Source organism: Geodermatophilus sp. DSM 44513 (genome assembly GCF_032460525.1).
In the GTDB taxonomy this organism is placed as follows: Bacteria; Actinomycetota; Actinomycetes; order Mycobacteriales; family Geodermatophilaceae; genus Geodermatophilus.
This window is the reverse complement of record NZ_CP135963.1, coordinates 570,507-591,229: the sequence shown is the minus strand read 5'-3', so window position 1 is coordinate 591,229 and position 20,723 is coordinate 570,507. Positions and strand designations below refer to the sequence as shown.

The following is a 20,723-nucleotide window of genomic DNA, read 5'->3' as shown; positions in this document are numbered from 1 at the left end:
GAGATCAGGACCGCGAGGACGCCGGTGTCTCCCCGCCCTCGAGGTCGCCCTCGGTGTCCAGGTAGGCCTGCTGCAGCTCGGCCAGCAGCGCCGGGTCCGGCTCGGCCCACATCCTCCGGTCGACGGCCTCCAGCAGCCGCTCGGCGATGCCGTGCAGCGCCCACGGGTTGGCCTGCTCCAGGAACGCCCGGTTCTCCGGGTCCAGCACGTAGGTCTGGGCCAGCTTCTCGTACATCCAGTCGGCGACGACGCCGGTCGTGGCGTCGTACCCGAACAGGTAGTCCACCGTCGCGGCCATCTCGAACGCGCCCTTGTAGCCGTGCCGGCGCATCGCGGCCAGCCACTTGGGGTTGACCACCCGCGCCCGGAACACCCGCGAGGTCTCCTCGACCAGCGAGCGGGTGCGCACGTGCTCGGGGCGGGTGGAGTCGCCGATGTAGGCCCGCGGCGACGAGCCGGTCAGCGCGCGGACCGTGGCGACCATGCCGCCGTGGTACTGGAAGTAGTCGTCGGAGTCGGCGATGTCGTGCTCGCGGGTGTCGATGTTCTTCGCCGCCACCGCGATCCGCCGGTAGGAGGTCTCCATGTCCGCCCGGGCCGCGACGCCGTCCAGGTCGCGGCCGTAGGCGTAGCCGCCCCACACCGCGTAGACCTCGGCCAGGTCGGCGTCGGTGCGCCAGTCCCGGCTGTCGATCAGTGACAGCAGCCCGGCCCCGTAGGCACCGGGCTTGGAGCCGAACACCCGGGTGGTGGCGCGCCTGCGGTCCCCGTGCCCGGCGACGTCGGCGTCCACGTGGGCGCGGACGAAGTTCTGCTCCGGCTCCTCGTCCAGTCCCGCGGCCAGGGTGACGGCGTCGTCCAGCATGGTCACCACGTGCGGGAAGGCGTCCCGGAAGAACCCCGAGATGCGCACCGTGACGTCGATCCTCGGCCGGCCGAGCTCCGCCAGCGGGATCGGCTCCAGTGTCGTCACCCGGCGGGACGCCTCGTCCCAGACCGGCCGGACACCGAGCAGCGCGAGCACCTGGGCGACGTCGTCGCCGGAGGTGCGCATCGCGGAGGTGCCCCACACCGACAGACCCACCGACGCCGGGAACGAACCGGTCTCGGCGACGTACCGCTCGACCAGCGACTCGGCCAGCCCCTGCCCGGTCTCCCAGGCCAGCCGGGAGGGCACCGCGCGCGGGTCGACGGAGTAGAAGTTGCGCCCGGTCGGCAGCACGTTGACCAGCCCGCGCAGCGGCGAGCCCGACGGCCCGGCCGGCACGTACCCGCCGTCGAGGGCGTGCAGGGCCATGTCGATCTCGTCGGTGGTCCGGGCCAGCCGCGGCACGACCTCCGCGACGGCGAAGTGCAGCACCCGGGCGACGTCCGCGTGCGGCCCGCCCAGCACCTCGGCGACGGTGGGCTCGACGGCGTCGGCGGTCCAGCCGGCCGCCTCCATCGCGGTGACCAGGGCCAGCGCCCGGGCCTCGACCTCGTCGGTCTCGTGCAACCCGGCCGAACCGTCCTCCACCAGGCCGAGCGCTTCGCGCAGACCCGGCATCGCGACCGAGCCGCCCCAGATCTGCCGGGCCCGCAGGATCGCCAGCACCAGCCCGACCCGGGCGTCGCCCTCCGGCGGCGAGCCGAACACGTGCAGTCCGTCGCGGATCTGGCTGTCCTTGATCGCGCACAGCCAGCCGTCGACGTGCAGGATCATCTCGTCGAACTCGGCGTCGTGCGGCCGGTCGTCCAGGCCCAGGTCGTGGTCGAGCTTGGCAGCCTGGATCAGCGTCCAGATCTGCTGCCGGACGGCGGGTAGCTTGGGCGGGTCCATCGCGGCGATGTTGGCGTGCTCGTCGAGGAGCTGCTCCAGCCGGGCGATGTCGCCGTAGGTGTCCGCGCGGGCCATCGGCGGCACCATGTGGTCGACCAGCACCGCGTGGGCCCGGCGCTTGGCCTGCGACCCCTCGCCCGGGTCGTTCACCAGGAACGGGTAGACCATCGGCAGGTCGCCCAGCGCGGCGTCCGGGGCGCAGGACGCCGAGAGCCCGACGGTCTTGCCGGGCATCCACTCCAGGTTCCCGTGCTTGCCCACGTGCACGACCGCGTGCGCGCCGAAGCCTCCGTCGCCAGGTGCGCTGCGCAGCCAGTGGTAGGCGGCCAGGTAGTGGTGCGACGGCGGCAGGTCCGGGTCGTGGTAGATCGCGATCGGGTTCTCCCCGAAGCCGCGCGGCGGCTGGACCATCACCACGACGTTGCCGGCGCGCAGCGCGGCGAACACGATGCAGTCGTCGGTCGGGTCCACGAACAGCTGGCCGGGCGGCGGGCCCCAGTGCTCCACCATCCGGTCGGTCAGCTCGGCGGGGAGGGTGTCGAAGAACCGGCGGTACTCCGCGGCGGGGATCCGCACCGGGTTGCCGGACAGCTGCTCGGCGGTCAGCCAGTCCGGGTCCTGGCCGCCGGCCTCGATCAACGCGTGCACCAGCCGGTCGCCGTCCAGGTCCGCGACGCCGGGCAGCGAGCCCTCGCCGTCGAACGGGCCGGTGTCGTAGCCCTGCCCGGCCATCGCGGCCAGCAGCCGGACCACCGAGGCGGGGGTGTCCAGGCCGACCGCGTTGCCGATCCGCGAGTGCTTCGTCGGGTACGCCGACAGCATCACCACGATCTTGCGGTCGGCAGGGGCGGTGTGCCGCAGCCGGGCGTGCGCGACGGCGGTGCCGGCCACCCGGGCGGCCCGCTCCGGGTCGGGCACGTAGGAGGTCAGGCCCTCGTCGTCGACCTCCTTGAAGGAGAACGGCACGCTGATGATCCGGCCGTCGAACTCGGGGATCGCGACCTGGTTGCCCACGTCGAGCGGGGAGAGCCCGTCGTCGTTGGCCGCCCAGGTCTCCCGGGGGGTGCCGAGCACCAGCCCCTGGATCACCGGGACGTCCAGGCGGGCCAGCTCGCCGACGTCCCAGGCGCCGTCGTCCCCACCGGCGGAGGCGGTGGCCGGCTTCGAGCCGCCGGCCGCCAGCACGGTGACGACCATGGCGTCGACCGTGCGCAGCACGTCGAGCATCTCCGGGGCCACCGAGCGCAGCGACGCGGTGTAGACCGGCACCGGCACCCCGCCGGCGGCCTCGATCGCCTCGCACAGCACGTGCACGAACGCCGTGTTCCCGGCCAGGTGGTGCGCCCGGTAGTACAAGACGGCGACCCGCGGTCCCGTCGCGCTGGTCGGGCGGTCCAGCAGGCCCCAGTCCGGTGCGACGGCCGGGGCCTCGAAGCCCTCGCCGTCCAGCAGCACCGTGTCGGCCAGGAAGCGGTGCAGCTGGGCGGTGTTGTCCGGGCCGCCCTGCGCCAGGTAGGCGTGCGCCTCGGTGGCCACGCCCATCGGGACGGTGGACAGCTCCATCAGCTCGGCGTCGGGCAGCTGCTCACCACCCAGCACCACCACCGGGACGCCCAGGCCCAGCAGGGGCGCGACCATGTCCTCGTACTTCCGGCGGGACCCCAGGATGCGGACCACGACCAGGTCGGTCCCGGCGGCGAACTCGGCCAGGTCGCCGGCGCGATAGGGGTTGCCCAACCGCCAGCCGGCGCCGCTGGCGCGGGCGGAGAGCAGGTCGGTGTCGCTGGTGGACAGCAAGGTGAACACGCGCTGGTGGCTCATCGGACGCCGACGCTACCCGCCGCCGGGCTCCCGGCCCACGGTCCGCGCGCGCCGGGAGGACGTGCCGCGGTGTCACGCCAAGTGGTGAAAAGCCGCCCGGTCGCGGCTGCGCACCGTGCCGGTGACGGACACTCCGGCGGGGCGTCACCGATCGGCGTCCCCCACGCGGGGGTCGGCACGGGAGTCGGGATGTGCGTCGCGCAGCTGGGCCGGGCGGGGGGTGTCGCCGCCGGGGACGGTGGCGACCCGTCGCCGGGCACCTTCGCCGTCCTGGCCGACTCCGCGGCCTGCGTGCACCGGGTACGGGACCTGCTCACCGGCCACGGCCTGGTGCCGAGCGGACCCCGCGGCGGGTCACGGGTCGAGGCACGGGTCGTGGCCGTCGTCGCCGACGAGACCGCCCAGGCGCTGGCGCTGCTGGCCCGGTCGGTGCGCGAGCAGCCCGAGTCCCGCCACCTCGTGCTCACCCACGGACCGGTCGACGACGGTTTCCTGCTGCCCGTGGTGCGCGCCGGCGCCGACGGCTGCCTGCCGCTGGACCTGCCGGCCGAGGCCATGCGCGCCAGCCTGTCCGGCCTGCTGCGCGGGGAGGCGGTGCTCCCGCGGGCGGCGGTGGGGGCGCTGCTCGACGAGCTGCGGCTGCGTCCCCGGCGCGGCGTCCGGCGCGACGACGGGCGGACGGTGCAGCTGACCGAGCGAGAGTGGCAGGTCCTCGAGCTGCTCTCCCTGGGTTGCCGGACCCGTGAGGTCGCCGCCCGGATGCACGTGAGCGAGGCGACCGTGCGCGGCTACCTGCGCACCGCGGTGGTGCGGCTGCGCGCCGAGGACCGGGCCGACGCGCTGCGGGTCTTCGCGGGCGCCGGCGCTCCCGGACCGGCGGCACCCCACGGCGTCCGCCCGGTGTCCCGACCGGCCCCGGCCGACCCGTCCGCGCGTGGGGAGATCCCCACGCCGCGCGTCCCGACGGGTGGTTTCGCCGGCGTCCGCAGCCCCGGACGGTGAGCCCGCGGCACACGCGTGCCGTCGGTCTCCCGGAGGTACTGCGTGTCCCGTACGACCCCGCACCTGCCCTCTGCCGCGGTGCTGCGCCGCCGCGCCGCGGCCCGCACCCGCCGGGCCCTCGCCGCGGCCCTCGGCGCGGCGCTGGTCACCGGGCTGGTGGTCGTCACCCCCGCGCTGGCCGCGACCTCGGTCGAGCCGGCGCTGCGCCACGCCTTCACCTTCGACGGCGCCGACACCGCGGCCGTCGCCGGCCTGCAGCCGCTCGCCGACGCCGCCGGGACCCCGCTCGGGTTCACCGTCGTCCAGCCGCACGGCCCGCGGCCGGCCGGTGAGGCGCCCCCGGCGGCCGGCCCCGACCAGCCGGCGCTGCGCTCGGTCGCCGACGGCCGGCTCACCCTGACCACCACGCCGGGCATCCAGTTCCGCAGCGTGGCCACCGGCGGCACCGGCGGCTACAACCTGCTCGACAACGCCCTCGGCGTCCCCGTCGCGGGCGACGACGAGACCGTGGTGCTCGAGACCACCCTGGTCGACCCGCTGGTCGACGCCGCCAACGGCAGCAAGCAGGCCGGGCTGTGGCTGGGCCGCGGCCAGGACGACCTGGTCAAGCTGGTGCTCGTCGACGGTGCGGGCGCCAACGTCCGCAACGCCGCGGTGCAGCTGCAGGTCGAGGTCGACGGCTCGGTGACCACCACCGCCGGGGTGGACCAGATCGAGCTGCCGCTGGGCGCGTTGCCCACCGGCGCCCGGGTCGGCCTGCGGCTGACCGTCGACGCCGCCGCGGGCCGGGTCGCCGGCCAGTACCGGGTGGGCGACGGCGCCTGGACCGCGGTCACCGCCGGCGCTGCGACGTCGCTGCCGGTGGAAACCGGCGCCGTCCTGGACGACCCGGCCACCACCGCCGCGGTCGAGGCCGCCGCCGGCGTCTTCGCCACCCGCCGCGGCGACGCCACCGCCGGCAAGGTCGTGGCCTACTCCTTCGAGGACTTCTCGCTGCGCGCCGGTGACACCACCCCGCCGGCGGCCCCAACCGGCCTGCAGGCCGTCGCCGGCACCGCGTCGGTGGAGCTGACCTGGAACGGCCCGGCCGACGCCGCCGGCTACCGGGTGCTGCGCGCCGAGGGCGACGGCGACGCCACCCAGATCGCCACGACCACCACCGGGAGCCACACCGACAGCGCCGTCACCGCCGCCAGCACCTACCGCTACAGCGTCGTCGCGCTGGACGCGGCCGGGAACGCCAGTGACGCCGGCGCGGCCGTGACCGTCACCGTCGCCGCCACCCCGGTGGACCCCGAGGAGCCGGCCGCGGCGTGCGCCCCGTGGAGCACGCTGCCGTGCGCCGACCTGCCGGTCGAGCTGCCCGCCGCACTGACCTTCGACGGCACGGAGGGCGGCCTGGGCAGCGGCGCGGGGGGCACCGGCGCCGGCACCGGCTTCACGATGGTCCAGCCCTCCGACGCCGACCCCGCCTACGACCCCGCCGCGCTGCAGGTCGCCGACGGCGAGCTGCGCATCACCGCCGGCCCCGGCATCGCCTTCAGCGGCAGCACCACGGGCGCGGTCAACAAGCAGGTGAACACCCTGGGCGTCGGCCTCACCCCGACCGCCCCGTTCACCCTGCAGACCACCGTGGTCGACCCGTACACCGACGGCAGCCCCAACTCCGAGCAGGCCGGGCTGTGGCTCGGCCTGGGCCAGGACGACTACGCGAAGCTCGTCGTGGTCAACAACGGCGCCGGCCGCATCAAGGTGCAGCTGCTGCGCGAGATCGGGAAGACGTACGCCAGCGCGACCGACGAGGTGAACTCGACCGACGTCGCCATCCCGGCCACCGGCCCGGTCCGGCTGCAGCTTGCCGTCGACCCGGCCACCGGCGTGCTCACCGGCTCCTACGCGGCCGGCGACGGCCCGCTGACCGCCCTGCCCGCGACCCTGACGGTGCCCACCTGGCTGCTCGACGACACCCAGCGGCCCGCCGCCCTCACCAGGTACACCCCCGTCGAGGGCGCCGGCACCTGGGCCGGCGTGTTCGCCAGCAAGCGCAACGCGCCCGAGGGCACCCCGGTGGTCGCCCGCTTCGCCGACTTCGGCATCGCCGCCTCCGCGACCGGCGGCGGCCCCACCGACCCGACCGACCCGCCGGCCGGGCCGTGCGCCCCGTGGAGCCCCCTGCCGTGCGCCGACCTGCCGGTCGAGCTGCCCGCCGCACTGACCTTCGACGGCACCGAGGGCGGCCTGGGCACCGGCGCCGGCGGTGCCGGCCCCGGCACCGGGTTCACCATGGTCCAGCCCTCCGACGCCGACCCCGCCTACGACCCCGCCGCGCTGCAGGTCGCCGACGGCGAGCTGCGCATCACCGCCGGCCCCGGCATCGCCTTCAGCGGCAGCACCACGGGCGCGGTCAACAAGCAGGTGAACACCCTGGGCGTCGGCCTCACCCCGACCGCCCCGTTCACCCTGCAGACCACCGTGGTCGACCCGTACACCGACGGCAGCCCCAACTCCGAGCAGGCCGGGCTGTGGCTCGGCCTGGGCCAGGACGACTACGCGAAGCTCGTCGTGGTCAACAACGGCGCCGGCCGCATCAAGGTGCAGCTGCTGCGCGAGATCGGGAAGACGTACGCCAGCGCGACCGACGAGGTCAACTCGACCGACCTCGCCATCCCGGCCACCGGCCCGGTCCGGCTGCAGCTGGCCGTCGACCCGGCCACCGGCGTGCTCACCGGCTCCTACGCGGCCGGCGACGGCCCGCTGACCGCCCTGCCCGCGACCCTGACGGTGCCCACCTGGCTGCTCGACGACACCCAGCGGCCCGCCGCCCTCACCAGGTACACCCCCGTCGAGGGCGCCGGCACCTGGGCCGGCGTGTTCGCCAGCAAGCGCTTCGAGACCGCCGCTCCCGTGGTCGCCCGGTTCGCCGACTTCGGCATCGCCGCCGCCGGGACCGGTGGCGGCCCGACGGACCCGACCGACCCGCCGGCCGGGCCGGTCGACGTCCGCGTGGTCTTCTCCGACGCGGCCAAGGTGCCCCCGGCGGGCCACCTCCGCGACTTCGGCGAGGCGTACTCGGCCCGCACCGGCGCGTTCCAGGGCAGCGGGCTCACCTTCGGGTGGGTCACCCCGGGCACCGGCACCCCGCAGTCGATGGTCGGCAACGGCCGCGACCGCACCACCGGGCCGAACGCCGTCACCCCCGCGGACCCGCGGCTGGGCTCGCTGCTGCACATGCAGCTGCCCTCGACCGTGACCGGCGGCGTCAAGGCCCCCGGCGCGTGGGAGGTCGCCGTCCCCGAGGGCGTCTACGAGGTCACCGTCTCCGTCGGCGACCCCGGCACCGCGGTCGACAGCGAGCACTGGCTCAACGTCGAGGACCAGAACGCCGTCGCGCTGTTCGTGCCGACGGCGGGCACCCGGCACGCCACCGCCACCCGCACGGTCGCCGTCGACGACGGCCGGCTGACCCTCACGCCCACCGGCGGCACCAACACGAAGATCAACCACGTGACCGTGCGGACCGCGCCGGACTTCGACGCGGACACCACCCCGCGGGTGCTCAACGCCACCCCGGTCAACGGGGCCACCGGCGTGCCCACCCTGGGCGGCGCGGTGGCGAGCATCGCCGGCCCGGCCGGCGGCATCAGCGGGGACTCGCTGACCGCGGAGACGGTGCGCCTGGAGCGGCTTCCCGACGGCGCCGACGTCCCGGTCACCCGGTTCACCTCGGCCGGCGGCGACGTCGTGTCGGTGGCGCCGACCAGCAGCACCGGGCTGCAGCCGAACACCTCCTACCGGTTCACCGTCGACGGCGTCACCGACGACGCCGGCACCCGCGCCCAGCCGTGGAGCTCGGTGTTCACCACCGGCGCCGCCAGCACCACCCCGGGCGGGGGCGGCACCGGCTCGCTGGCCGACGTCGCGTTCACCAAGCAGGCCCTGCCGGGCACCGAGGGCGGCGCCTGGATCTCGGTGGCCTTCGGCCCCGACGGCAAGCTGTACGCCTCCTCGGTGTTCGGCGACATCGCCCGCTGGACGGTCGGTGCCGACGGCACGCTGGGCGCGCGGGAGGACATCACCTCGATCCGCGACTTCCACGCCGGCGACGGCATGGGCAACGGGCGCAGCGGCGACATGCGCACCGTCATCGGCCTGGCTTTCGGACCGCGGCCGGGTGCGGCCCCGGGCGAGGAGCAGGTGCTCTGGGTCTCGGACAACATCACCTTCCTCGGCGAGCGCAACGTGCCCGAGTGGGACGTGCCGGCCCGGGAGACCTCCGGCATCGGCTACCTGACGGTGCCCGCGGACCCGGCTCAGTCGGTGTTCCGCCGCGTCGTGGAGAACCTGCCGCGGTCCAAGGGCGACCACATGACCAACTCCCCGGTCTGGCACGACGGCAAGCTGTACTTCCCGGTCGGCGCCAACACCTCCACCGGCGCCCCGGACTCCAACTGGGGCCGGCGCTCGGAGAAGCTCCTGTCGGCCGCGGTGCTCGAGCTCGACGTGACGAAGCTCGGTGCCGACCAGGTGCTCGACGCCAAGACCGTCGAGGGCGGCGGCTCCTACGACCCGTACGCCCCGGGCGCGCCGCTGCGCGTGTACGCCACCGGCAACCGCAACACCTTCGACCTGGTGTCGCACACCAACGGCGCGCTGTACGCGCCCACCAACGGGTCGGCCGCCAACGGCAACGTGCCGGGCAGCACCTGGCGGGACACCCGCTCCTCGACCAACAGCCGGGAGCGCGACGCCTACTACCCGCAGGTCGAGCACTGCGTCGTCGGCGGGCCCTACACCGGCCCCGAGGTGCCGCTGAAGGTGCAGCTGCCCGACGAGACCGACCACCTGTTCACGCTCAAGGAGGGTGCGTACTACGGGCACCCGAACCCGACGCGGTGCGAGTTCGTCTTCAACGGCGCCAACCCGACCGCCGGCGCGGACCCCTTCGAGTACACCGGCTACCCGGTGGGCACCCGGCCCGACCCGCGCTACGACCTGGCGGGCACCTTCGACGCCGGCATGCACGCCAGCGCCAACGGTGCCGTCGAGTACCGCTCGACCGCCTTCGGCGGCGCGCTGCGCGGCAAGCTCGTCTACACCCGGTTCAGCCAGACCGGTGACCTGGTCGTCGTCTCGCCGGACCCGGCGACCACGAACATCACCGGTCCGCGGGCCATCGGCCTGCCCGGCCTGACCGGCTACACCGGGCCGCTGGACATCACCGAGGACACCCGCGGCGACACCGGTGCGGGCACCGGCAACGGCAACCTGTACGTGGCCTCGATGTCGCAGAACGACCCGTCCAACTCGCGGATCACGCTGCTGCGCCCGCAGGGCGGCGCAGCGCCGAACATCGCCTCGGCGACCCTCGAGGCGGCCGACGACGTGGTCGGCGGCGCGGCGGCTCCCCTGCCGGTCACCATCCGCAACACCGGCAACGCGCCCCTGACCATCCCGGCCGGGGGCCTGTCGCTGGCCGGCGCGGGCGCCGCGCGGTTCTCCGCCGCCGGCGTCGACCTGCCTGCGGTCCTCGCCCCGGGGGCGTCGGTGCGGCTGCCGCTGACCTTCGCCGCCTCCGCGGTCGGCGTGGTCCAGGCGACCCTGCAGGTGTCCTCGGACGACCCGGACACCCCGGTGCTGTCGGTGCCGCTGCGCGGCCTGGGCACCGCCGGGCTGGGCGGGGCCAACGAGCCGTCGCTGCAGCGGGTCCTCGACGTCCTCGGCTACCCGGTCGACGTCGGCGACCCCGACCCGGCCACCAACCCGCTGGGCACCGCGGCGCGCTACGGCGCCGAGGTCGACCTGCAGCGGATGGTCGCCGCCGTCGACGCCCCCGTCACGGTCACCCCGCTGGCGGTGTTCGGGCCCACCTCGGTGAGCCCCGCCGTGCGGGTGGGCTGGCACGTGGACGGCTCGGCCGGGACCTCGGCGAGCGACCCCGACCGCCGCGAGCTGTTCACCGTCCGCGGCGACCAGGCCCAGGACGTGCGGATCACGCCGACCGGGACGACGTCGTTCGACCCCGGCACCGACGTGTTCGGCCTGTACAGCTCCTGGCCGTTCTTCTACGGCCAGCACGGCCAGGACTACGCGGTCAGCACCCAGGACCGGCTCAACACCTGGGACGCCGCCAACGCCCACCACGTGCGGGCCTACCCGGTGCCCGGCCAGCCGGACACCTACGTGGTCGGCATGGAGGAGCACACCTCGGGCGCGGACTACCAGGACGTCGTCCTGCTGGTCACCAACGTGCGGCCCGCGCCGGCGCCGGCCAACGCGGCGGTGCTGTCGGTCAGCAACCTGGACGGCGTCACCAACGCCGCCACCGGCGTGCCCGCCGCCCAGCGGACGCCGATCCCCTCGGCCGACCGGGTCGTGCTGTCCCGGCTGGGCGGGCTGGACGGCGAGTTCGCCACCACCCAGCGGGTGCACGACCGGGCCCAGGTGCGCATCGCCAACACCGGCACCGAGCCGATGCAGGTGACCGGGGTGTCGACCACGGCCGGCTTCACCGCCGCCCTGCCGGCCGGGACGCCGCTGCCGCTGACGCTGGCCCCCGGCGCCTCGGTCGAGGCGACGGTCACCTTCAACCACGACCGCACCGACAACCGGCGCAACGAGCTGGTGGAGGGCACCCTCACCGTGACCAGCACCGCCGGCACCGGCAGCACCGCCACGGTGGCGCTGGCCGGCATGTACCAGCGGCAGTCGGAGAACGGCGACGAGCCGGACTTCCAGCAGGTGCTGGACACCTTCGGCTGGACGACGTCGGCGCCCGCGGACGAGCTCAACGAGGGCGTGGGCGGCTACGAGGCCGTCGGCGACGAGGTGCTCTCGCCGTACTGGCGGCGGGCCGACGCCGGCGCGCCGGTGCGGTTCACGCAGATCGCCGCGCTGCACGGCTGCTGCAGCACCGGCGGCGGGGACACCCTGTCCACCCACGTGAAGGGCTCGAACAGCACGACCGCGCGGGTGCAGCACGGCGGGCTGTGGGGCCAGTCCCTGCTGCCGGCCGGCACCGGCAACACGACGCTGGCCCAGGGCACGTACTCCCCCGCCCTCGACCAGTCGTTCGGCATCAAGATCGGTCCGGAGTGGTCCGACCCGGCGAAGAACAACGGTGCGCTGGACAAGACGAACGGGTGCACCGCGGCGGTCTGCGGCCACCACGTCCGGTTCTTCCCGGTGCGGGACGCCACCGGCGCCGTCGTCCCGAACACCTACGTCTTCGGGATGGACTTCTCCGGGATCAACTACGACTTCCAGGACAACATGTACCTGGTCGAGAACGTGCGCCCGGAGGCCGGCAGCGCCCCGCAGGGGCTCACCGCGGTCGCCGGCGACCGGCAGGTGTCGCTCAGCTGGGCACCCAACGGTGAGGACGGCGTCACCGCCTACCAGGTGTTCCGCTCCACCTCGCTGCCGGTGCCCACGACCGGGACGCCGCTGGCGACGGTGACCGGGCTGTCCGCGCCGTCCTTCGTGGACCGCTCGGTGGCCAACGGCACCGCGTACTCCTACGCGGTCCGGGCGGTCTACGGCGCGTCGGTCGGCGGCGGCACCTCGCCGGCGTCCGACCCGGCGACGGCCACCCCGCTGCCGCCGGAGTCATTCGCCGTCAAGGTGGACTTCGGCAGCCCGGCCACGCCACTGGTCGACGGCTACCTGGCCGACTTCGGGCAGGCCTACGGCCCCCGCTCCTCGCGGGGCCAGGGCAGCGGCCAGGTCTACGGCTGGGTGCGCCCGGGCACGGCCACCCCGCTGGACCTCTCCGTCGGCGGCTCCACGCCGGGCAACGGGCGCGACCGGGGGCTGGTGGACGACGTCCGCCTGGACTCCCTCGTGCACGTGCAGGCCAACCTGGCCACGCCGGTGCCGTTCAACGGGACGCCGGAGGAGGGTGCGTGGGAGATCGCCGTCCCCGCCGGGACCTACGCGGTGACCGTGGCCGCGGGTGACCCGCTGCTGGTGCAGAGCCCCGACCGGCACACGATCGCCGTGGAGGGGGTCCGGCTGATCGACGGCTTCACCCCGACCGGCGCCTCCGGCGCGTCCACCCGGTGGACGACGGCCAGCGGCCAGGTGACCGTCAGCGACGGCCGGCTGACCGTGACCGCCGGCGACGGCAGCAACACCAAGATTCAGTACATCGACGTCACGGCCACGGCCGCGCCGGTCGACACCACGCCGCCGCCGGCGGTGACCGACCTGGCCGCTACGGTGACCGAGGCGGCGGTGACGCTGAACTGGGCGGACTCGCCGGCGACCGACCTGCTCGGCTACACCGTCGAGCGCGCGCCCTCGGCCGAGGGCCCGTGGACGGTGCTCGCCGGGAGCGCCGGCGACCCGCTGCTGGTCTCGGCCCTGGTCGACGCAGGAGCACCGGTCGGCAGCGCGGTCTCCTACCGGGTGGTCGCCGTCGACACGTCGGACAACGCCTCCGCGCCGTCGGTGGTGGGCGCCACCCGGCCCGCACCGGCGCCGCCGGCCGCGGTCACCGGGCTCGTCGCCACCGGCACCACCGGCGGCATCGCGCTGGACTGGGCGGACAGCCCCGCCGACGGGCTGGCCGGCTACCGGGTGGAACGCGCACCCGCGGCCACCGGACCGTGGACGGTGCTCACCCCAGCACCGCTGACCGCGTCGGCCTACACCGACACCACCGTGGCCGCCGGCGCGACCGCCTCCTACCGGGTCACCGCGCTGGGCACCAACGGCACCGTCTCGGCGCCGACCACCGCCAGCGCCACGCGGCCGGCACCGGTCCCGCCGGCCGCGGTCACCGGGCTGGTCGCCACCGGCTCGACCACCGGCATCGCGCTGGACTGGGCGGACGGCCCCGCCCAGGGGCTGGCCGGCTACCGGGTGGAACGCGCACCCGCGGCCACCGGCCCGTGGACGGCGCTGACCACCGCGGCGCTGACCGCGTCGGCCTACACCGACACGACCGTGGCCGCCGGCGCCACCGCCCACTACCGGGTCACCGCGCTGGGCACCAACGGCACCGTCTCGGCGCCGGCCACCGCCAGCGCCACCCGGCCGGCTCTCCCGCCGACGCCTGGTGGGTCGACGGTGCGGATCAACGCCGGCGGTCCGACCCAGAAGGTCGGGTCCACCACGTGGACCGGGTGCGCCTCGGTGTCGGCCTGCAACGGCTGGGTCTCCGGCGGGTTCGCCTACTCGGAGAAGGACACCAACACCGGCATCCCGGCCGGGATGAACAACACGGTGTTCCAGTCCGAGTGGACCGGCGGCTTCACCGACCGGCGGGTGCCGGTCGGTGGGCGGGCGTTCCGCTTCGACGTGCCGGTCACCAACGGCCAGTACACCGTGCGGCTGCACTTCGCCGAACTGAACAAGTTCCGTGCCGGCACCCGGGTCTTCTCCGTCGACGTCGAGGGCCAGCGCAAGCTGACCGACTTCGACATCTGGAAGGCCGCCGGCGGCAACAACAAGGCGATCAGCCGGTCGTTCACCACGACGGTCACCGACGGCAAGGTCACCGTCGACTTCCTGCGCGGGGTGGAGAACGCCAAGGTCTCGGCCATCGAGATCCTGCCCGCCGGCCAGGTCCAGCCCCCGCCGGAGCCCACGCCGGGCGGGTCGACGGTGCGGATCAACGCCGGCGGTCCGACCCAGAAGGTCGGGTCCACCACGTGGACCGGGTGCGCCTCGGTCTCGGCGTGCAACGGCTGGGTCTCCGGCGGGTTCGCCTACTCGGAGAAGGACACCAACACCGGCATCCCGGCCGGGATGAACAACACGGTGTTCCAGTCCGAGTGGACCGGCGGCTTCACCGACCGGCGGGTGCCGGTCGGTGGGCGGGCGTTCCGCTTCGACGTGCCGGTCACCAACGGCCAGTACACCGTGCGGCTGCACTTCGCCGAGCTGAACAAGTTCCGTGCCGGCACCCGGGTCTTCTCCGTCGACGTCGAGGGCCAGCGCAAGCTGACCGACTTCGACATCTGGAAGGCCGCCGGCGGCAACAACAAGGCGATCAGCCGGTCGTTCACCACGACGGTCACCGACGGCAAGGTCACCGTCGACTTCCTGCGCGGGGTGGAGAACGCCAAGGTCTCGGCCATCGAGATCCTGCCCGCCGGCTGACCACATCCCGCGCCGCCGCCGGACCCCGGTCGGCGGCGCGGGGACCCGCCGCAGAGGACAGGCCGACGCCGCCGGAGCACCCCGTGCTCCGGCGGCGTCGGCCTGTGCCGTCAGCCCTGCGGGGGCCCCTCAGGCGGCGCCGAGGGCGTCGGCGACCCGGTGGTGGGCCACCGCCTCGCCGGCCCGGCTCTGCCGCTCCAGGGTGCGGGCCAGCGCCCGGCGGGCCCAGCCGTCGGCGGGGGCCATCGCCACCAGCCGGGTCAGCGCCTCCTCGGCGCGCGCCAGCTGCGCGGAGCCGAAGTAGGCGCGGGCCAGCAGCTCCAGCGCCGCCCCGTTGGCCGGCTCGGCGGCCACGACCGGCTCCAGCAGGCGCGCCGCCTCGATCGGCTGACCGACGGCGAGGTACAGGTCCGCGCTCAGGAAGTCCGAGTGGAGGTCGCGCTGCGTCATGCTGGGGACAACCGGGGCAGCTGTCCCCGGCTTCCCGGTCCGGCTCGCGGGAGACACCGTTCCAGAGGCATCGTTGTAGTGCATCCAGCGACAGCCGCCCCGTCGAAGAGCGGGTGTCACCGACCACCTCCGAGGGAGCACCCATGAAGCTGCGTCCCCAGTCCCGACAGCGGACGGCGACCGACCCGGGCCAGCCGCCGTCGCTCGGCGCCCGCGTCCCCGTGGTCCAGCGCATCGGCGCCATCGTCGTCGGCCTGGTGATCCTGGTCTTCGGCCTGCTCGGCTTCGCCAACCAGCTGGCCTTCTTCTCCACCGAGGGCGAGGACGTCCTCGGCCTGTCCTCCAACGGTCTGCTGTCGACCATCTCCGTGGTCACCGCCGTGGTGCTCTTCGTCGCCGCGGCCCGCGGCCCGCGGATCGCCTCGAACGTGATGATCGTGGTGGGGGCGCTGTTCCTGCTGTCGGCGCTGCTCAACCTGGCCGTGCTGCGCACCAGCTTCAACATCCTCGCCTTCGAGTTCCCCAACGTCGTCTTCTCCGTCGTCGCCGGCCTGCTGCTGCTCGTCCTCGGCGCCTACGGCCGGTTCAGCGCCAACCTGCCGCCGGACAGCCCCTACGCCCGGCCCGGCACCGGCGAGGAGGAGATCGACCTGACCAGCGACCTCCCGTCCACCCCGGAGGAGGTCGCCGCGGAGAAGGCCATGCGCGACGCGGAGGTGGCCGTCGTCCAGCACGTCGCCACCAACGACCAGCGCCGCCGGGTGGCCGCGATGGCCCAGGTGCACAGCCGCGCCGAGCGCCGCCGGGTGTGGATGTCCTTCGACGAGGCCGGGCGCGAGTTGCGCTGAGCCACCCGCGGGCGTCGGTCCGGCCACCGACGCCGGCGGGACGGCGCGTCAGTACCCTCGCCTGCGCCATGACCGCCACCCCCGCCGCCGCCCGCGCCGGCGCCGACGCCTGCCCGGGTGCGCTGCAGACGCACCCGGCCGCGGACGGCGCCCTGGCGCGGGTGCGGGTGCCCGGCGGCCTGCTCACCGCTGCCAAGCTGCGCGCCCTGGCCGCCGCGGCCCGGGCCCTCGGCGACGGGGCGCTGGAGCTGACCAGCCGGGGCAACGTGCAGCTGCGCGGGCTGGCCCCCGAGGCGGAGGCCGACCTCGGCGACCGGCTCGCCGCCACGGGCCTGCTGCCCAGTGCCACCCACGAGCGGGTGCGCAACGTGCTGGCCAGCGCGCTCACCGGGCGGACCGGCGGGCACCTCGACGCCCGCCCGTGGGTGCGAGGGCTGGACGCCGCGCTGTGCGGCGACCCGGCCCTGGCCGCGCTGCCCGGCCGGTACCTGGCCACGCTGGACGACGGCCGCGGCGACGTCACCGGTCTCGGCGGGGACGTCGGGCTGCTCGCCCTGTCCCCCGAGACGGTCGCGCTCACCCTGGCCGGCGCCGACAGCGGGCTGCGGGCCACCCCTGACCGGGCCGTGGCGCTCGCGCTGGCCGCCACCCGCGCCTTCCTGGACGAGCGCGGGGCGCAGGGCGGCACCGCCTGGCGGCTGGCCGAGCTCAACGAGGGCCCGACCCGTGTCGCCGCCCGGCTGGACCTGACCGCTGCGGGCGGCCTCCGGCGCGCGGAGGTCCCCGCGGACGGCCTCCCGCGCGCGGGGGTCCCCGGGCCGGTCGGGTCGGCGGTGCAGGACGACGGGCGGGTGGCCCTCGTCGGCGTCGTCCCGCTGGGGCGGCTGTCCGCGGACCAGGCCGACCTGCTGGCCCGCGTCACCGCGGAGGTCCAGCTGACGCCGTGGCGCAGCGTCGTCGTCCCCGACCTGGCCGAGGACGCCGTCGACGACGTCGCGGTCGCGCTGCACCGCACCGGCGTGGTGTTCGACGCGGAGAGCCCGTGGACGCGGGTGACCGCCTGCGCGGGGCGGCCCGGGTGCGCCAAGTCGCTGGCCGACGTCCGCGCCGACGCGGCCCGCGCCGTGGCGACCGGCGCGCTGCCGGCCGGCGGAGCCCGTCAGCACTGGGCCGGGTGCGCGCGCCGCTGCGGCCGGCCGCGGGGAGAGGTCGTCGACGTGGTCGCGACCGGGACCGGCTACCTCATCGGAGAGGCCTGATGCACGCGTACGAGTACGAGTACGAGAGGGACGGCGCGGAGATCTACCGACGCTCCTTCGCCACCATCCGCGCCGAGAGCGACCTGGCCGGACTGCCCGAGGACGTCGCCCGTGTGGCGGTCCGGATGGTGCACGCCTGCGGCCAGGTCGACCTGGTGCAGGACATCGCCTACTCCCCCGGCGTGGTCGCGCGGGCCCGGGCGGCCCTGGACGCCGGCGCCCCGGTGCTCTGCGACGCGACGATGGTCGCCTCCGGGGTCACCCGCCGGCGGCTGCCGCAGGACAACGACGTGGTCTGCACGCTGAACGACCCGCGCACCCCGGCGCTGGCCGCCGAGCTGGGCACCACCCGCACCGCCGCGGCGCTCGAGCTGTGGCGCGACCGGCTGGACGGCGCCGTGGTGGCCATCGGCAACGCGCCGACCGCCCTGTTCCACCTGCTGGAGATGGTCGCCGCCGGAGCACCCCGCCCCGCCGCGGTGCTCGGCATCCCGGTCGGCTTCATCGGCGCGGTGGAGTCCAAGGACGCACTGGCCGCCAGCGACCTGGAGCACCTGGTGGTCCGCGGCCGGCGCGGCGGCAGCGCGATCGTGGCGGCCGCGGTCAACGCGATCGCGAGCGACGTCGAATGAGCCCGACCGACCGCGGAAATCGCGATGTTGGCGGGGCCGGCGGACGCACCGGTCGCCTCTACGGAGTCGGGCTGGGCCCCGGCGACCCGGAGCTGGTCACCGTCAAGGCCGCCCGGCTGATCGCCGCGGCCGACGTCGTCGCCTTCCACGCCGCCCAGCACGGCCGGTCGGTGGCCCGGTCGGTGGCCGCGCCCTACCTGCGCGCCGGCCAGGTCGAGGAGCTGCTGGTCTACCCGGTCACCACCGAGACCACCGACCACCCCGGCGGCTACCAGGGTGCGATCGACGAGTTCTACGAGGCGGCCGCGGCCCGGCTGGCCGCGCACCTGGACGTCGGCCGCGACGTCGTCGTGCTCGCCGAGGGCGACCCGTTCTTCTACGGCTCCTACATGCACATGCACAAGCGGCTGGCGCACCGCTACCCGACCGAGGTGGTGCCCGGGGTGACCAGCGTGAGCGGCGCCGCGGCGGCGGTCGGCCGGCCGCTGGTGGAGCGCGACGAGGTGCTCACCGTGCTGCCCGGCACCCTGCCGCCCGAGGAGCTGGCCGAGTGGCTGGCCACCACCGACTCGGCCGCCGTGATGAAGCTGGGGCGCACCTTCGGCAACGTGCGGGCCGCCTTCGACGCCGCCGGGGTGCTCGACCGCGCCCTCTACGTCGAGCGGGCCAGCACCGACCGCCAGCGCACGGCACCGCTGGCCGACGTCGACCCGGACACCGTCCCCTACTTCTCCCTCGCCCTGCTGCCCAGCCGGCTCACCGAGCCCGCGCCGGTGCCCGCGGAGGCGTGCGCCGCACCGCACCCGGGCGAGGTGGTGGTGGTCGGCCTGGGCCCCGGCGCCCGCTGCTGGACCACGCCCGAGGCCGCCGAGGCGCTGGCCGCGGCCGACGACCTGGTCGGCTACGGCCCCTACCTGGACCGGGTGCCGGCCAACCCGCGGCAGACCCGCCACGCCAGCGACAACCGGGTGGAGGCCGAGCGCGCCGCCCACGCCCTGGAGCTGGCCCGGTCCGGACGCCGGGTCGCCGTGGTCTCCAGCGGTGACCCCGGCGTCTTCGCCATGGCCGCCGCGGTGCTGGAGGTCGCCGAGCGGCCCGAGCACGCCGGCGTCCCGGTGCGGGTGCTGCCCGGGCTCACCGCGGCGCAGGCGGTCGCGGCCCGGGTCGGTGCGCCGCTGGGTCACGACTTCGCGGTGGTCAGCCTCTCCGACGTCCGCAAGCCGTGGGACGTCGTCGTCGAACGGCTGCGGCACACGTCGGCCGCCGACCTGGTGCTCGCGCTCTACAACCCGCGGTCGCGGGCCCGGCCGCACCAGCTGGCGCACGCGCAGGCGGTGCTGCTGGAGGGCCGCAAGCCCGACACGGTGGTCGTCGTCGGGCGCGACGTCGGCGGCCCGGAGGAGAGCATCCGGGTGACCACCCTCGGCGAGCTGGACCCGGAGACCGTCGACATGCGCTGCTGCGTGCTGGTCGGGTCCTCCCAGACGCGGGTGAGCCGCGCCGGCGCCGTCTACAGCCCCCGCACCCACCCGGGCAGCTGACACTCAGTGCCACGGCTGGCACGATGACCGTCGAGTGGCGTACGTCACGCCGACCCGACCGCGGGAGGACCCCATGGCGAGCACCCGGGACTGGTTCGAGACCGTCGAGGAGGCCCGGCACCGGGCGCAGAAGCGGCTGCCGCGGTCGGTGTACCTGGCGCTGGTCGCCGGCACCGAGAAGGGGCTGACGGCCGGTGACAACGTGGCCGCCTTCGACGAGATCGCCTGGCGCCCGCACGTCGCCGACCTGCCGGCCAAGCGAGAGACGGCCACCACGGTGATGGGCCAGGACGTCTCCATGCCGGTGCTGGTCTCCCCCACCGGCGTGCAGGCCGTGCACCCCGAGGGCGAGGTGGCGGTGGCCCGCGCGGCCGCGGCCGAGGACGTCGCGATGGGCCTGTCCTCCTTCGCCAGCAAGCCGGTGGAGGAGGTCGGCGCGGCCTGCCCCAAGCTGCTCTTCCAGATGTACTGGGTGGGGTCCCGGGAGACGATCCTCGCCCGGGCCGAGCGCGCCCGCGCCGCCGGCGCCAAGGGCCTGATCATGACCCTGGACTGGTCGTTCGCCTCCCGCCGCGACTGGGGCAGCCCGCCGATCCCGGAGAAGATCGACCTGCGCAACGCCGTCAAGTTCGCCCCCGAGGTGCTGCGCAGGCCGCGCTGGCTGGCCACCTACCTGCGCTCGGGCGGCATCCCGGAGCTCAGCGTGCCGAACCTGGCGCTGGACGGCGAGGAGCCGCCGAACTTCTTCAGCGCCTACGGCCAGTGGATGGGCACCCCGCTGCCCACCTGGGAGGACGTCGCCTGGCTGCGGGAGCAGTGGGGCGGGCCGTTCATGCTCAAGGGGATCACCCGCCCGGACGACGCCCGCCGCGCCGTCGACGCCGGCGTCACCGCGATCTCGGTGTCCACCCACGGCGGCAACAACCTGGACAGCACGCCGGGGGCGATCCGCTCGCTGCCCGGGGTGGTCGACGCGGTGGGCGGCCAGGTCGAGGTGCTCATGGACGGCGGGGTGCGCCGCGGCGGCGACGTGGTCAAGGCGATGGCCCTCGGCGCCCGGGCGGTGATGGTCGGCCGGGCCTACCTGTGGGGCATGGGCGCGAACGGCGAGCGGGGCGTGCAGAACGTGCTGTCGATCCTGCGCCAGGGGATCGACGAGGCGCTGCTCGGGCTGGGCAAGGACTCCGTGCACGACCTGGACCGCTCCGACGTCGTCCTGCCGCCGCACTTCACCCGGACCTGAGGCG

At 75.4% G+C, this 20,723-nt stretch carries 9 protein-coding genes; 7 read left to right on the top strand and 2 right to left on the bottom strand.

The features are described from left to right. Positions 1-4 precede the first annotated feature (4 nt). Positions 5-3,640 carry a cobaltochelatase subunit CobN gene (gene cobN / locus RTG05_RS02745; RefSeq protein ID WP_208104758.1) on the bottom strand — a complete coding sequence of 1,212 codons (3,636 nt, stop codon included), beginning with the start codon at positions 3,638-3,640 and terminating at the stop codon, positions 5-7. A gap of 189 nt (positions 3,641-3,829) precedes the next feature. Here cobN and RTG05_RS02740 point away from each other — a divergent pair, with 189 nt between their 5' ends. Next, the gene (locus tag RTG05_RS02740; protein WP_166527364.1) at positions 3,830-4,642 is read left to right on the top strand and encodes a helix-turn-helix transcriptional regulator; all 813 of its coding nucleotides are present in this window, start codon (positions 3,830-3,832) and stop codon (positions 4,640-4,642) included. Between the two features lie 42 nt (positions 4,643-4,684). Beyond that, positions 4,685-14,746, top strand: a complete 10,062-nt coding sequence (locus RTG05_RS02735; RefSeq protein WP_315912258.1) for a malectin domain-containing carbohydrate-binding protein — start codon at positions 4,685-4,687, stop codon at positions 14,744-14,746. 129 nt (positions 14,747-14,875) lie between these two features. Here RTG05_RS02735 and RTG05_RS02730 read toward each other — a convergent pair whose 3' ends face one another. Next, positions 14,876-15,196, bottom strand: coding sequence for a tetratricopeptide repeat protein (locus RTG05_RS02730; protein ID WP_166527362.1), 321 nt, complete (start codon positions 15,194-15,196; stop codon positions 14,876-14,878). Positions 15,197-15,339: 143 nt separating this feature from the next. On the opposite strand from RTG05_RS02730, the gene RTG05_RS02725 reads away from it, so the two are divergent. The 5 genes from RTG05_RS02725 to mftD all read left to right on the top strand — a co-directional run bounded on the left by RTG05_RS02725 (position 15,340) and on the right by mftD (position 20,719). After that, positions 15,340-16,044 carry a DUF4383 domain-containing protein gene (locus RTG05_RS02725; protein ID WP_166527361.1) on the top strand — a complete coding sequence of 235 codons (705 nt, stop codon included), beginning with the start codon at positions 15,340-15,342 and terminating at the stop codon, positions 16,042-16,044. A gap of 68 nt (positions 16,045-16,112) precedes the next feature. Beyond that, positions 16,113-17,303: a precorrin-3B synthase gene (gene cobG / locus RTG05_RS02720; RefSeq protein ID WP_166527360.1), complete on the top strand. Its 1,191-nt coding sequence runs from the start codon at positions 16,113-16,115 to the stop codon at positions 17,301-17,303. Continuing rightward, on the top strand, positions 17,303-17,935 hold the full coding sequence (locus RTG05_RS02715; RefSeq protein ID WP_166527359.1) for a precorrin-8X methylmutase: 633 nt from the start codon (positions 17,303-17,305) through the stop codon (positions 17,933-17,935). The genes cobG and RTG05_RS02715 overlap by 1 nt, the downstream gene beginning before the upstream one ends. After that, positions 17,932-19,476 carry a precorrin-2 C(20)-methyltransferase gene (locus RTG05_RS02710; protein WP_166527358.1) on the top strand — a complete coding sequence of 515 codons (1,545 nt, stop codon included), beginning with the start codon at positions 17,932-17,934 and terminating at the stop codon, positions 19,474-19,476. Before RTG05_RS02715 ends, RTG05_RS02710 begins: the two co-directional genes overlap by 4 nt. A 73-nt stretch (positions 19,477-19,549) precedes the next feature. Further along, positions 19,550-20,719, top strand: a complete 1,170-nt coding sequence (gene mftD / locus RTG05_RS02705) for a pre-mycofactocin synthase MftD (protein WP_166527357.1) — start codon at positions 19,550-19,552, stop codon at positions 20,717-20,719. Positions 20,720-20,723 lie beyond the last annotated feature (4 nt).

What these genes read in the sequence shown, in the direction of transcription:
- cobN (WP_208104758.1), bottom strand. Translation starts at nt 3,640, where the DNA reads ATGAGCCACCAGCGCGTGTTCACCTTGCTGTCCACCAGCGACACCGAC.
- RTG05_RS02740 (WP_166527364.1), top strand. Translation starts at nt 3,830, where the DNA reads ATGTGCGTCGCGCAGCTGGGCCGGGCGGGGGGTGTCGCCGCCGGGGAC.
- RTG05_RS02730 (WP_166527362.1), bottom strand. Translation starts at nt 15,196, where the DNA reads ATGACGCAGCGCGACCTCCACTCGGACTTCCTGAGCGCGGACCTGTAC.
- RTG05_RS02725 (WP_166527361.1), top strand. Translation starts at nt 15,340, where the DNA reads ATGAAGCTGCGTCCCCAGTCCCGACAGCGGACGGCGACCGACCCGGGC.
- cobG (WP_166527360.1), top strand. Translation starts at nt 16,113, where the DNA reads ATGACCGCCACCCCCGCCGCCGCCCGCGCCGGCGCCGACGCCTGCCCG.
- RTG05_RS02715 (WP_166527359.1), top strand. Translation starts at nt 17,303, where the DNA reads ATGCACGCGTACGAGTACGAGTACGAGAGGGACGGCGCGGAGATCTAC.
- RTG05_RS02710 (WP_166527358.1), top strand. Translation starts at nt 17,932, where the DNA reads ATGAGCCCGACCGACCGCGGAAATCGCGATGTTGGCGGGGCCGGCGGA.
- mftD (WP_166527357.1), top strand. Translation starts at nt 19,550, where the DNA reads ATGGCGAGCACCCGGGACTGGTTCGAGACCGTCGAGGAGGCCCGGCAC.